At 37.7% G+C, this 12,993-nt stretch carries 11 protein-coding genes and 1 tRNA gene; 4 read left to right on the forward strand and 8 right to left on the reverse strand.

Annotation, left to right across the window (positions count from 1 at the left end; genetic code table 11):
- Positions 1-33 precede the first annotated feature (33 nt).
- Positions 34-390 (reverse strand): hypothetical protein, encoded by a 357-nt coding sequence (locus BI291_RS06800; RefSeq protein ID WP_074497504.1) that lies wholly within the window; start codon positions 388-390, stop codon positions 34-36.
- 130 nt (positions 391-520) lie between these two features.
- Between BI291_RS06800 and ccoG the strand changes: the two genes are divergently transcribed.
- From ccoG to BI291_RS06815, 3 genes are read left to right on the forward strand one after another with little or no spacing between them, the layout of a single operon-like run.
- Positions 521-1,954 (forward strand): cytochrome c oxidase accessory protein CcoG, encoded by a 1,434-nt coding sequence (gene ccoG / locus BI291_RS06805; RefSeq protein WP_074497508.1) that lies wholly within the window; start codon positions 521-523, stop codon positions 1,952-1,954.
- A complete protein-coding gene (locus tag BI291_RS06810) occupies positions 1,954-2,928 on the forward strand; it encodes a serine/threonine protein kinase (RefSeq protein ID WP_074497512.1) in 975 nt (324 codons plus the stop codon). Before ccoG ends, BI291_RS06810 begins: the two co-directional genes overlap by 1 nt.
- Positions 2,929-2,945: 17 nt before the next feature.
- On the forward strand, positions 2,946-3,578 hold the full coding sequence (locus tag BI291_RS06815; protein WP_074497516.1) for a thiol:disulfide interchange protein DsbA/DsbL: 633 nt from the start codon (positions 2,946-2,948) through the stop codon (positions 3,576-3,578).
- A gap of 63 nt (positions 3,579-3,641) precedes the next feature.
- On the opposite strand, the gene BI291_RS06820 is transcribed toward BI291_RS06815, so the two are convergent.
- From BI291_RS06820 to BI291_RS06850, 7 genes are all read right to left on the reverse strand, one after another.
- Positions 3,642-5,720: a hypothetical protein gene (locus tag BI291_RS06820; protein WP_074497521.1), complete on the reverse strand. Its 2,079-nt coding sequence runs from the start codon at positions 5,718-5,720 to the stop codon at positions 3,642-3,644.
- Positions 5,721-5,754: 34 nt separating this feature from the next.
- A complete protein-coding gene (locus BI291_RS06825) occupies positions 5,755-6,405 on the reverse strand; it encodes a single-stranded DNA-binding protein (protein ID WP_074497525.1) in 651 nt (216 codons plus the stop codon).
- Positions 6,406-6,897: 492 nt separating this feature from the next.
- A complete protein-coding gene (locus BI291_RS06830) occupies positions 6,898-7,185 on the reverse strand; it encodes a hypothetical protein (protein WP_074497530.1) in 288 nt (95 codons plus the stop codon).
- Entirely contained in the window at positions 7,182-8,798 is a 1,617-nt protein-coding gene (locus BI291_RS06835; RefSeq protein WP_074497532.1) for a PepSY domain-containing protein, read from the reverse strand. Before BI291_RS06835 ends, BI291_RS06830 begins: the two co-directional genes overlap by 4 nt.
- Before the next feature lie 5 nt (positions 8,799-8,803).
- Positions 8,804-9,088, reverse strand: coding sequence for a hypothetical protein (locus BI291_RS06840; RefSeq protein ID WP_074497536.1), 285 nt, complete (start codon positions 9,086-9,088; stop codon positions 8,804-8,806).
- A gap of 72 nt (positions 9,089-9,160) precedes the next feature.
- Complete coding sequence (locus BI291_RS06845; protein WP_074497540.1) at positions 9,161-11,296, reverse strand: TonB-dependent siderophore receptor; 2,136 nt, start codon at positions 11,294-11,296, stop codon at positions 9,161-9,163.
- A 340-nt stretch (positions 11,297-11,636) separates the two neighbouring features.
- A tRNA-Arg gene (locus tag BI291_RS06850) sits at positions 11,637-11,713 on the reverse strand.
- A 287-nt stretch (positions 11,714-12,000) separates the two neighbouring features.
- On the opposite strand from BI291_RS06850, the gene BI291_RS06855 reads away from it, so the two are divergent.
- Positions 12,001-12,993 carry an efflux RND transporter periplasmic adaptor subunit gene (locus tag BI291_RS06855; RefSeq protein ID WP_074497543.1) on the forward strand — a complete coding sequence of 331 codons (993 nt, stop codon included), beginning with the start codon at positions 12,001-12,003 and terminating at the stop codon, positions 12,991-12,993.

Here is a 12,993-nt window from a genome sequence, read left to right on the forward strand (position 1 = left end):
GTAAAACCCGTCACTTTTTAACAAGTATTATGGCTAAAAAAGCGATTGATATTTGGAAATAGTCGAACATACCGTTTTTTGATTTTCTTGATGCAGTTTCGGCGAGCGTTTTTTTCCTTCACAATACTCTACAAAAAAATCTTTAACTGAAGCGCGGGTAGCGGTAATTTGCTTTAAGTAGTCTTGCTCACTTTCATTAAAACGATCTAACTTGCTTTCTAAATCACGATATACTTTACTGGGGTTTAATCGCACTTTAGTATCTGTTGCATCATTAAATTCCGCTAACAGATTTTCTTTTTGTGTTAAATACCATTTTTCAAGTTCTGGTTGTGGATAAAAGTGCAAAAATATTGCAATTGCCACGATTAAGATCAATAAATTCTTCATAGCTTGTCGTATAATATAGCCCTAAAGATAGAATAGTAAATTAAGCATCAACAATACACGTATTTTTCCAATAAAAGCATAATAAAAATTACGGTATTGTCCTTTTTCGACGTTTAGATTAGGACTTATTGTGAACAAAGAGCAAGACAACGCTAACAATCGTTTAGATATCCCAGTTAAAAATATCAAAGTAGAGCGCCCAGATCCGGTTCAAGAATACAAACCTCGAGATCAAATTTATGTGCGAAAGGTCACGGGATTTTTCCAACAATTAAGACAAAAGATGAATTTCTTTTTCTTGGGGCTTTTTGCGGTATTACCGTGGTTAACTTATAACGGTGAACAAGCCATTTTATTAGACATTGCTAACCAACGCTTTACCTTTTGGGGATTAACATTATGGCCGCAAGATTTAACGTTGTTGGCTTGGTTATTTATCGTCAGCGCCTTCTTGTTGTTTTTCGTCACAACGTTCTTAGGTCGTGTGTGGTGTGGTTATTTGTGCCCGCAAACAGTGTGGACGTTTATTTTTATTTGGTTTGAAGAAAAAATAGAAGGTACGGCAAATCAGCGTAAAAAACTCGATAGCCAAAAACTTAATGCCAATAAGCTATGGCGTAAAACACTTAAGCACAGCTGTTGGTTATTTTTTTCACTCCTTACATCGTTAACGTTTGTTGGCTATTTTGCCCCAGTAGAACAAGTTTTTATCAACTTTTTTACCTTTAATAGTTCGTTTGTCATTGTGTCTGTTGTGCTGTTTTTTGCGTTGTGTACTTATGGTAATGCGGGCTGGATGCGTGAAATTATGTGCCTACATATGTGCCCATACGCACGTTTTCAATCAGCAATGTTTGATAAGGACACGCTAACAGTTTCATATGATTATAACCGTGGTGAAACAAGAGGACCCAGATCTCGTAAGCAAGACCCAAAAGAGCTAGGGCTAGGTGATTGTATTGATTGTAACCTGTGTGTTCAGGTATGCCCTACGGGTATCGACATTCGAAATGGTCTGCAATATGAGTGCATAAATTGTGGTGCCTGTGTAGACGCCTGTGATAGTGTGATGGAAAAAATGAAATATGACAAAGGTCTTATTCGTTACACCACAGAGCATGAATTAGAGGGTAAAAAAGTACACTTGATTCGCTCTAAGCTAGTGGGTTATGCGGTGGTTTTATTGGTAATGACAAGTTTGTTAATATGGGAAATTACCCACCGAGTACCTGTATCGTTAGATATTATTCGCGATCGAACTGAGCTTGCTAAAGAAAACTTTAACGGTGACATTGAAAATGTTTATACGCTAAAGGTATTGAATAAGTCGCAAACTGATAACACGTACCGCCTGAGTGTAAAAGGCATTGAGAATATTCAATGGCATGGGCCTAAAGAAGTGACTGTTAAAGCGGCTAGCGTGCAAATGCTACCGATGAGCCTTTCAGTAGACCCTTATGAGCTGGAAGAGTACATGACCGATATTATCTTTGTTATTGAGTTAATTTCTGATGAAGATGAAGTATCATTGGAACATGAATCTCGCTTTTTTGATAAACGTTAATGTCAGTATTTAATTTTAGTTCACTGTCTCCAGATCTTATTTTAGATGGAATTGAATCAACAGGCTTGATGGTAGACAGTGGCCTGTTACCACTAAACAGCTATGAGAATAGGGTGTATCAATTTCACAACGAAGCGAAAGAAAAATTTGTCACTAAATTTTATCGGCCGCAACGTTGGCAGCCCGTGCAAATTCAAGAAGAGCTCGACTTTGCACTAGAATTACAAGCGCATGAATTACCCATCGTTGCGCCTATTCAAATTGATGGACAATCGTTGTTTGAATATCAAGGGTTCCATTTTGCGTTATATCCTTGTCGAGGAGGGCGTATCTTTGAGGTAGATAATTTAGATCAACTTGAATGGATGGGGCGATTTGTTGGCAGGATCCATGCAATATCAGCTAAAAAAGCCTTTGAACATCGACCAAGCATTTCTACAGAAGCTTTTATTGTTGATGCTATTACTACGATCAAAGCGTCAGATTACGTACCTAAAACACTACATATCGCGTTTTTTACCATATTAGAGCAAGTCGCAAGTCTGTGTATTGATCAATATCAAGCTGAGCATGTTATTCGTTTACATGGTGATTGCCATGCGGGAAATATTCTTTGGCGAGATGAAGGGCCACATTTTGTTGATTTAGATGATTGTCGCATGGGGCCAGCTATTCAAGATTTATGGATGATGTTATCAGGTGATCGTCAGCAGCAATGTTTGCAGCTTGATACATTACTTTCTGGCTATGAAGAGTTTTTTGAGTTTGATAGCAAAGAACTTGCGCTTATTGAATCTTTACGTACTATGCGAGTGATAAATTATATTGCTTGGTTGTGCAGGCGCTGGCAAGATCCAGCATTTCCGATGAATTTTCCATGGTTTAATACCGAAAAATATTGGGAAGAGCAAATTTTAATGTTAAAAGAGCAATACTCGGCGCTGCAGCAAGCGCCACTTTCATTGCTTCCATAAAAGAAAAGGGGTAAATAATGCGAAGAATAGCCAGTATGTTGGTGTTAATGGTTTCGATTTTTAGTGCTCATGCAGCTGACTACGAAGAAGGAAAACACTATAAAAAAATAACACCACTTCCTGTAGAATCACCTGAAGTGAGAGAGTTTTTTTCGTTTTATTGTAAACACTGTTATAACTTCGAACATATGATTAAATCGATTAAGGCAGAGTTACCTGAAGGTGTTCCTTTGGTGAAAAGCCACGTTGACTTTTTACCTGGTGCTTCACAAAAAATGCAACGTATGATGACTAGAGCAATGATAACGGCTCAACTATTAAACATGGAAGATAAGCAAGTGGCTTCTATGTTTAATTATATTCATGAACATAACGCTGTTCCGACGTCTGAGCGTGATATGCGTAATGTCTTTGTGCTTAATGGCGCAGACGGCAAAGAATTTGACCGTTTAATGGCAAGTGATGAAGTTCATGAAAAAGCATCTAAAATGCAGTCTTATCAAAACATGTTAGCGTCAGCGAATGAATTACGAGTTGTGCCAAGTGTTGTCGTAAATGGAAAATACATGATTGATACTCATGACTTAGATCCAGAAAATTTTATCGAAGATTATAATAAATTAGTGAAATATTTATTAACGCTAGACTAGGGCGTATTTTAACGGCACACATCGAGGTGTGCCGTTCACTTTGCTAGCATGTTAGCAGCACAACTATGAAGAAAGTTTGTCGATTATTCTTGCTTTACTGCGGTTAAACTCTTCTTCACTTAGAAAACCCTGCGATTTAAGCTCTAATAACTTATTCAGCGAGTTGATTAACACTTCATCATTGTCTTCGTTTTTCGCGGTTACCTTCTGTGCGGGTTTTGCATCCTGGTGTTTTGGTGCTTTATGGTTAGTCATCGCTTTCTCTGTATGCTGAGAACTATCATGCGTTGGCGTCGTCTCTTGCTTGTTAGCTTTAGCTGCTGCTGACTGAATGGATGTATGTGTTACTCGCTGTTTTTGAGTGGGCTCTACGGGCTTTGGTTTAATCACGCGCTTTTCTGTAGTGCCTTTACATAATTGATGTGAAATCAACCAGCACCAGTCTATAACTTGTTGTTGTACTTGTTCAAAGCGTGCTTTAGTTAAGCGTTGATTTCCTTCCCTTAAATATAAACATAATTGTTTTGTCTCTTGGTTTTGTAAGTGGATAATCATGACAACTTTTCGTACTTTGTTATCCACCATTTTATGACGTTTTTCTTCTTTAAACGTTTGATCTATGCGTGCCTCTGCTTTGTTACTAAAGGGGGAGTTTTTATCAATTGTACTGATTAATTCACCATTTAAATAAAGCTCGTTCTTCATAATGTTGTTAATGGCAATACGGGCACTTGCTGTTTTTTCATGGCGTTTAAATAATAACAATTCTGCTTTTTCTTTATCTATTGTAAACGTAGCGTAATGGCTACGTAATAGCTTTTTAGCGTTCTTATATTTATCATCTTGTCGAAAGAGTACTGCCACAATAGCACCGGCGATCATTAATAAAATTACAATAAAGTAAAGGCTATTTGACGGTTCTTTTTGTTCTTCAAGGGGAGTCGTTTGCACTGGACTCTCGCTAACATCACTAGTGTTATTCGTTGCTAGTAGGCTTTTGTTTGCAAGATCGACAATAATAATTTGTTTTGCCGAATTAATGAGTAGTTGAGGTTTTGCATTGGCGTTAAGTAATGAAAAATCGATAGTTGCTATTGGATTACTGCTGATATTTGCCGTGATTGCGGAGGCTTTTAAAAGCCAATTATCAGATGTTTTTTCGAGAAAAATTAATGGGAAATGTTCGTTACTTAATTGCGGGTTTTTTAAATAAATACTGTTACTAAAAATGATATCTTGTTGAAGCAAGTGTTCGTCAGTGGCAGGTTGTAAAAGAAAGTTATCGCCTAATGTCGCTTTCCGTAATTGTGTAGTTTTTTTAAGTTGTTCGACAAAAACAAATTGATTTTCATCTTCTTTTAACCACGTTAGATCGAGTACATTGCCGAGCCCTGTGCTGACAACCTCGCTAGGAGAGTCGTTACTACTAAACAGTATATTATCAGGCGGGACTGTGTATTGTCGAAGGCCAAATTTTTGTGGGTTGATGCGTAATAGTGCACCAGAAAATAAAGGGTGATTTGGGTAGTGTTTTTCTGCTGAAATAACAGCAAAAAGTTGTCCATAGCCTTTTTGCCAAGATTTTATATAAGGATTAAAACTTAGCAAAGGTATACTAACGCTACTGTCAGGTAAGGGGACGCGGAGCACTTCCCGCCGGCTATCGGTTAAAATTGCAGTTGAATCTGATGATAAACTGAGTTGCCATTCAAAAATAACCGCCTCAAAAGGCATATGTTTGTCTTCATCAACGGTAAGCTTCATTGATCGGTTCGTTAACGAAGCGGACTCAATATGTGCGCTATAAAAGGTGGCGTAACCAATTTTCTCTTCTTGAGCAAAGTTAGGGTGTAAAGCTAATGCTGTGAGTCGTTGAAAATCATCTGAAAAATGCTTAGCATTTAATAGTGGTTGGTATGTAGATGCTGATTGTTTGATTAACCCAACATCGCCAAACGTTGAAAAACTGATAAATTGATGGGGATGGTGTGGTAACAGCACTACTGTTGAAATCTCCCCTCTAAAGTCTGAAGAAAGTAAAGGCTTCTGGGTAAATTCAAGCGTGTTGGCTTTCGCAAATGAAGCCAACAATAAGCCAACAGATATGATCAAGTATTTTATTATTATTTTAATGTCTATCATATTGAAATTATTCCGTTTATTACGGATTCGTTAATTATATTTTAGGTAACACCAGTTGGTGCACATCGATTAATTGAGATTTATCTTTATTATTGGTATAGCTTAAATTTCCGTCAATAATTATTTCATCACCATTTTTTGCACGGCTTTCCAAATATTCAGCCTGTTTTCCCCAAGCATGTAACGTTCGCTCTATTGAAAATTGTCGATATGCTTGTTGGTGAGCAGAATATACATTGACATGACTAAGTATTGTACACTCTGCTAATTGTGTGTTGTTTTCAGTTTCAACAACTTTAATTTCACTGTTGATAGCCCCTGATAGCTTCACTTGATTCATTGAGGGTACATAGCCTTTAGCGTACGTATGAGCATAAGTTGCGTGTATGATTTGACGGCTAGATTGTTGACTATCCACAAGATGCCCTTGAATAAATACCACATCGCCTTTATCAGCAAAGTTAAGCGTTTTTTCAACCACATCACCAATCATTTTTACAATATGAAAATGCGTCCATTCTTTTTGCTGCTGTGTTTTTTTATCGAACCATTTGTGATGAGTGGCAATAGTGAATTCAGCAATAGCAACCACAGGGTTTGCTAAATACCTGATATTTGGTTTAGCAACTAAGTTACCTAACAGGGTTATTGAGCAAAGGTGATTATGAGTATGCGGGTGTTTCATTGAAGTCCGTTACAATTGAGTTAACTCAATTAATTTATAAGATGCCTCACCTTATCACAAGTTTATTCTGTTATTAGGTAGTAGATTTATACCAAATCAATTAAATATTTAGTCACTTAGCGAGAATTAAAAGGATTAGAGACAAGGCATTGATTGCAAAGAATGGTCGCTCCCTTGTTAAAATCAATAACACAGTCTATAAGCCTTTTAAACTCGCCCTTGGGAACTCATTAGCGCCCTGATAACTTCCCTAAATAATCGAACCATAGACTGACTATGCTTAAATTATTTAACTTGTTCTCAACGCGCTAATGAAATTCTAAGTTGACCAAATATTTAATAGAATTGGTATTAGTCTATTTTTTAAAGAGTATTTCCAAATTAGGGGATGAACGGGGTTTACTTGGAGTAGAGGCGTATAATGACAAAAGCGATAAAGCGAGAACATGCCACTCGTTTTTAGTGAGTAGCATGTTTAATTTAAATCATTTTTTAAATAATAGTTGAAGGTAATTCTGATACCAACCAGCCTATCACTGTGAGAGCACCACAATACATTAAAATACCAGCATAATTAGCCATCATCACGAGTGGAATAAATGGCAGTAGTAAGCACCATGATAGAAGTTTTCTTGTTAAAGGTCGCAATACAAATGCGGCATTGCCTTTTATTTCTGCTTTATTAAATATTTTCCTGCGCCTAGGGTCTGTATAAGCAAGTAATAAAATAATGAGTAGACTAAAAATAATGGAAGGTAATGTCACCATTAAGTGATTCATTGGGCGGCCTCCTGTGTTGAAAGCGTTGGGTTATCGATAACAGTATCCTTCTTTGTCATTTGTACTGATTTGTACAGGCGATAAAAACACAAAGCAGAACAAGCTAATAACATGCATTCAATAAACATCATCGATACCATATGATATTGTATTGCATCTATCCAGCTTACGCCCGAGCTAAAGAATCGAATAAAAGGTAACAGCAAGCAGAATAACCCATTGCTGGCTAATAATACGTTTGAAAGCAGAGCAATATTTTTTATCGCTAATGTCAGTATAGTGACGACAGCGGCTGCAATTAAAAATGACAAAGGTGTCCAAACACTTTGATTTAATGCTAAATTTTCACTAATAAAAAAACCTGATGCACTACTTAAAGAGCACAGTGGCAAACCTAAAAACCCCCATGTACATAGTCGACTAAACCAACGCCAATGTTGTTCACCTTTTTCATTTCTGTGAGCATAAAGTTGTAACCCTGTTATGGTGACATAGCATGTTGCAATACCTAAACCTACCCAGATTATTTTTGAGAACAAGCCTGCAAACGTTCCATAATGAATAGGATAGATCAATGATAAAATAGCACTCCCTGCAGAAGGCACTGTGCCGACTAACGGCTTATACTCTATAAAGTCGCCATTTGTTGCATCGTACACTAATTGCTCAAATCCAACTTCTCCTTCGTTAGGCATGAAAAAAGTAAGTAGGCTGGCTGATTCAGTAGCAAAATGAGAGATCGAAATAAAAGCTGGTACCGTTGATTGTCGCTTCGCTGCATCTGCTATCATCAGGGTTAAGTTAGCTGAATCTTTTGGCACTTCACTTTTATGTTGTTGTTCACCAACAAGCGTATGCATTAATGCTTCTTGATCTCCACCAAAAGCAACAATTCCCATTGCAGGTAAACCAAATGAATCAGAAAAACTAAAAAAACTTCCTGTAAAGGCAAGCAAAATAGCAAATGGTATGCTCCAAGTGCCTGCAACTGTATGTGAGTCTCGCTTGAGAGATTTACCGTCACGTTGTTTTCTAATTGAAAACATATCGGTAAATAAATGACGGTGCATCATGAAACCTGATACAGAAGCAATTAACATTGCTAACCCTAAAATTCCGGTGAGAATAAGCCCCCATGGTGACGGGATATGTAATTCTGTATGAATAGACACTAAAAAACGACTTAATGCGTAGGTATCATCTTGAGCAAATAAATCGCTACCAAAACCTTGTTGCTGAGTTATTATTTCTCCCTCAGGGCTTACTTTATATTGAAAACCAAACTCATCCATATCTCCGCTGGGGTTTAGCTTATGAGTATGAAAAAAATATACTAATTGCTGACGGTCATTTTCATAGACAGAAATTTCATCAAGATATTCATCAGGAGTGATTTCTGCTAGGTGGTTCATTGTTTCATTTACATCAGTTGTCATTAATAAATTTTTCGGATAATTACTGTTAGACCACTCACCTATCTCATCTGCAATTACAGCAACCGTTCCGGTGAATATAACTGCATATAGCAACATACCTAAGACAATGCCAGACCAAGAATGTAAGCTAAGTAAGGCTTTAGCTTTAGAGCGAATATTAGATGCATTTTCAGCCATAAAAGTTAACCCAAAAATTGAAATGTTAAAATAAGGCTATTAATAATAAACAGTATTACTAGTAACCATTGCGCTTTACGCAGGTCAGTTGTTAAATAGGTATAGAAAAACAACAGGGCCCATATTAATGGGAACATGATAAGCGGCATCATAATATTATTTACATTACCTACCCCAGGTGGGAACCACACTGCCATGGCAAACATGATAAACAGAGACACTAACAGTGTTGCTGGACCACTAAGCCAGAAACGTCTGTTTTTGAAAAAATGTAGATATGATGTATTCATACATAGATCCGAGTTAAGTCGTTAAGTGAGTTGCTTTAAATCAGCAAGCTAACTCACTCACATGAGTTAAGGTTATAACTTCCAGTGCAATGTTAAGCTAAAGTCAGTTGGCGAACCGTAAAAGGCTTGATCCGTTCGAACAGAGCTCAGGTATTTCTCATTCGTTATATTATCGAGATTGAGACTTAAAGATATTTGATCGTTGAAATCGTATTGAACATAGCCTCCGAACAATGCATAACTGTCTTGATTAACTCTTCCATAACTTGTGTCATAATACACTTCACTTTGCCAACGAAGCGATATTCCAGCATTGAGTTTTTCTTGCCATTTAGGTGAATAATCTGCAAGTAGCTTTAAGGTTTTACGTGGAATAAAGGTACGCGCTTCATCACCGTTTTCATCATCCATTGTCAAGAATGTATAACCACCTTGTACTGACCACTCCTGTGAAATATTACCGGTGACTTCTAGTTCAAAGCCATTAGAGTCAACGGTGACGCCTCGATATAATGAATAATTAAAGTCATCCGAATAATCATCGTCATCAATACCGTCGCCATCGCCAAACTCAATGAAGTCATATAGATTTTCTTGTTCAGTTTTAAATGCTGCAACACTAACGAGCAAGTTGTCTTCAAAGCGTTTCTTGATACCTATTTCATAACCACGTCCTTCAGCTGAGCCAAGTGGTTCAAGTGCTTCATTTAAATAGTATTGGGGTTGATAAATGTCACTGTAACTACCGTATACATTCAAGTCGTCTAGCGCTTCCCATGTAAAACCTATATACGGGCTAGAACCATCTTCAGAGGTTGAGGTTGATGCTCCCCAAGAATCACCTTCATTTTCATAATCGACAAAACTTGCACCTAAAACGAAATCAAAGTTTTCGGTAGCAGCCAATTGTATTGAACCATAAAACCGGTTTAGGGTTACATCAGTTATACCTGCTTGAAACGGAGTATCCCAAGTCGGTCGTGATACTTCTGTTCCTGACCAATCAGGGAAGGAAGGCATAACGTCGAAACCGCTTAACGCAGTATAATCAAGATCAAGCGTTTCAGAGTCCGCTAAACTCAAACCTAGGTTGAAAGAATGCTCAAACCCCCAAGCTTCGAATGTACCTTGTAGTGTATTATCCCATATCAACGTTTTGTCATCTGCATCAAACTTTCCTGGATATCCTAAAAGTCCTAACCCCGTATTTGATGCTAATCCAGTATTTGAATAAGTGTAGAAAAGTTCTGAGCGATCTTCGTACGTTGTATAATTTAATTTACTGGTAAAAATAACTTCATCAGTAATATACCAACCTAATTCAGCAAAATAATTTTCATTTAGTGTGTCCCAGTAAGTCCAGTTCATCGCGGTAGATACAGACGCGTCAAAATCTGTCTGGGTGCCATCAGAATAAATTAACGGTGAAGCTCCCCATGTTACCCCATCACTATTGTTTTCTTGATAGGTATAACCAAAAGTAACGGTAACATCATCATTGAGTTGTCCATCAACAACGCCATATAACACGGTACGGTTGTTGCCATAATGGTTTAGCCAACTTTCTTTATCTTGATGTACTAAAACTGCGCGTGCAGCCCAGCTTCCAGAGTCTGTTATAGGTGTAGATACATCAACCACGGCACGCATATTTGACCACCGACCCAAGGTAAATGCGGTACTAACTTGTAGATCATTAGTTGGACGTTTCCTGACATAATTGACTGTTCCCGATGGATTACCTAAGCCAGTAATTAGCCCGTTAGAGCCTCGGATAAATTCAATTTTTTCATAGATAGCAGTATCAAGATCGCCGACAAAAATATTGCCAAATGGAATACCTGCGCCATCGACATGCATACTGGTTATGTCGAAGCCACGAGCATTAAAATAGGTTCGGTCAGTTTCGGTTTGATCTATATTTATACCGGTCACTTGTTTAAACAAGCTATTAATGTCACTGAGATTATATTTTGAAATGGTTTCATTTTCGATAATAGACAATGATTGTGGCGTATCAAAACTGTTAAGCCCTAGGCCAGTTGCCCCAGAGCTAATGCGTTGTACACGGTTCCCGAGTATGCGAATAACTTCTATTTCTTTTTCAGTAATACGTTGTGCTTCTTTGTGACTTAATTCAGCGGAATGAACAGTAGAGCTTAGAGCCAAAATAATTGGCGATAATACGAAGGTGTAAGGAGATTTCATATTATTCTCGTAATAGTTGATGTTAAAAACAAGCGCAGTATAAATACTTAATAATAGTAATGCAAATAACAATTGTTATCATTAAGCTTTGTCAAGAGGGCGATCATTTTAAAACAGTTGGCAATAGCTGATGAATTTACTGTTATTTTTGAATACGCTAACGATAAATTAATCTGAACAATCTGATTTAATAGAGTTGGTATAAGTATCCATGAGGGCTCGAATAAATGATTTAAATTCTTGAATAGTAAGCAGTAGAGAAAGCGGTTTGGTCACGTGGTAAATGCGATGATAGTTGCAAATATAGAAGGTAGTGCAAAAAAACGTGAAGTAATAATGGTGGCCCACCCGGCAGGAGTCGAACCTGCGGCCTCGCCCTCCGGAGGGGCGCGCTCTATCCAGCTGAGCTACGGGTGGATTAACTTTTTCGCCTTAATGTTACTGTTTTGTTCAAACTACACGATACCCGAAATGTTTTCTATTTCTTGCTGCTATACAGTATCAGTATTAAGGCGGCGCAATACTAATACCTATCGTTTTTGTTGTCTACCGCTAAAAACGAAAAACGTGGAATAGAGAGGTAAATAAGCGATGGAATAAACGCGTAAAAATGATGAAATTAATGTACTTTCAGTGACTAGCAGCTTAAAGTATCACTATAATTAATGCGGGTTGCAACAACAAGGCAGTACATTTGTAATTTTATGAAGCTACTTTTCCTCTTTTTCATCAGCTTTCTATTGCTTGGTGCGATAAATACCAATGCGCAGCAATATGCTACGCAAGAAATTGACGCGACTACGTTTGAAAAAAACATCGTGCGAGCTGGTAAAACGCGCTTTAAAAAAACACATGTTTTATCGTTTAAAAGTCAGGGTTATTTAACCTCTCTTACCGTTGATGAAGGCGATAGTTTTTCTGCTAAATCAGTATTAGCGAGTCTTGAAACAACCGAATTAAAAGCCTTGAAAAATGCTAACTATACTGAGTTATTGCAGGCAAAACGTGATGTTAACCGAGTTAATAAGTTAATCAAAAACGGCTTAAGTTCTCAGCAAGCCTTAGAAATGGCAAAGTTCGCTGAAGATAGCGCACGAGAACGGTATCGAATTTCCTATTATAATCTTGAGAAATCTGAAATAGTTGCACCGTTCAACGGGGTGGTTTTGTCACGCTTTACACGGGTAAATGAATTGCAATCTCCCGGAACACCAGTACTTGAAGTGGCATCGACTGAAAATAATTTCATCGTTGAAGTGGCAGTGACCACCGATGAAATTAGGTTTTTAACGCGTGGGCAGCCAGTTGAGGTGGAAGTCATGGGTGTTCAAGGTATTGCAGGAATGGTTAGCAAAGTGCCAGTGAAAGCAAATAGTGCCGCTAATATGTATTTGGTAGAGGTAGCATTAACAAATCTACCGTCCACGTTAAAGCCTATTGCTGATCAACTTGCTACTGTACGCGTGCCCTTATCAACCCAAGAAGCTGTTTTTGCAGTGCCTAATAGTGCATTAATCGAAATGGATAATAATGGTCATGCAGTTGTACTTGTTAAGCACCTTGATACTTTAAAACGTCAAGCGTTTATGGTTATTGGCCTAGATAGAGATTTTATTTATTTACATGCTGACGATTTATCATCAAATCTTTCTGTGGTAACCCAAGGCTGGCAACAATTTGAGTTGAGCGAGTTATAG

The organism is Thalassotalea sp. PP2-459, assembly GCF_001913705.1.
In the GTDB taxonomy this organism is placed as follows: domain Bacteria; phylum Pseudomonadota; class Gammaproteobacteria; order Enterobacterales; family Alteromonadaceae; genus Thalassotalea_C; species Thalassotalea_C hakodatensis.

Excerpts from the sequence above, each read along its gene's own strand:
- BI291_RS06800 (WP_074497504.1), bottom strand. The coding sequence starts at position 390 with ATGAAGAATTTATTGATCTTAATCGTGGCAATTGCAATATTTTTGCAC.
- BI291_RS06810 (WP_074497512.1), top strand. The coding sequence starts at position 1,954 with ATGTCAGTATTTAATTTTAGTTCACTGTCTCCAGATCTTATTTTAGAT.
- BI291_RS06815 (WP_074497516.1), top strand. The coding sequence starts at position 2,946 with ATGCGAAGAATAGCCAGTATGTTGGTGTTAATGGTTTCGATTTTTAGT.
- BI291_RS06820 (WP_074497521.1), bottom strand. The coding sequence starts at position 5,720 with ATGATAGACATTAAAATAATAATAAAATACTTGATCATATCTGTTGGC.
- BI291_RS06825 (WP_074497525.1), bottom strand. The coding sequence starts at position 6,405 with ATGAAACACCCGCATACTCATAATCACCTTTGCTCAATAACCCTGTTA.
- BI291_RS06830 (WP_074497530.1), bottom strand. The coding sequence starts at position 7,185 with ATGAATCACTTAATGGTGACATTACCTTCCATTATTTTTAGTCTACTC.
- BI291_RS06835 (WP_074497532.1), bottom strand. The coding sequence starts at position 8,798 with ATGGCTGAAAATGCATCTAATATTCGCTCTAAAGCTAAAGCCTTACTT.
- BI291_RS06840 (WP_074497536.1), bottom strand. The coding sequence starts at position 9,088 with ATGAATACATCATATCTACATTTTTTCAAAAACAGACGTTTCTGGCTT.
- BI291_RS06845 (WP_074497540.1), bottom strand. The coding sequence starts at position 11,296 with ATGAAATCTCCTTACACCTTCGTATTATCGCCAATTATTTTGGCTCTA.
- BI291_RS06855 (WP_074497543.1), top strand. The coding sequence starts at position 12,001 with ATGAAGCTACTTTTCCTCTTTTTCATCAGCTTTCTATTGCTTGGTGCG.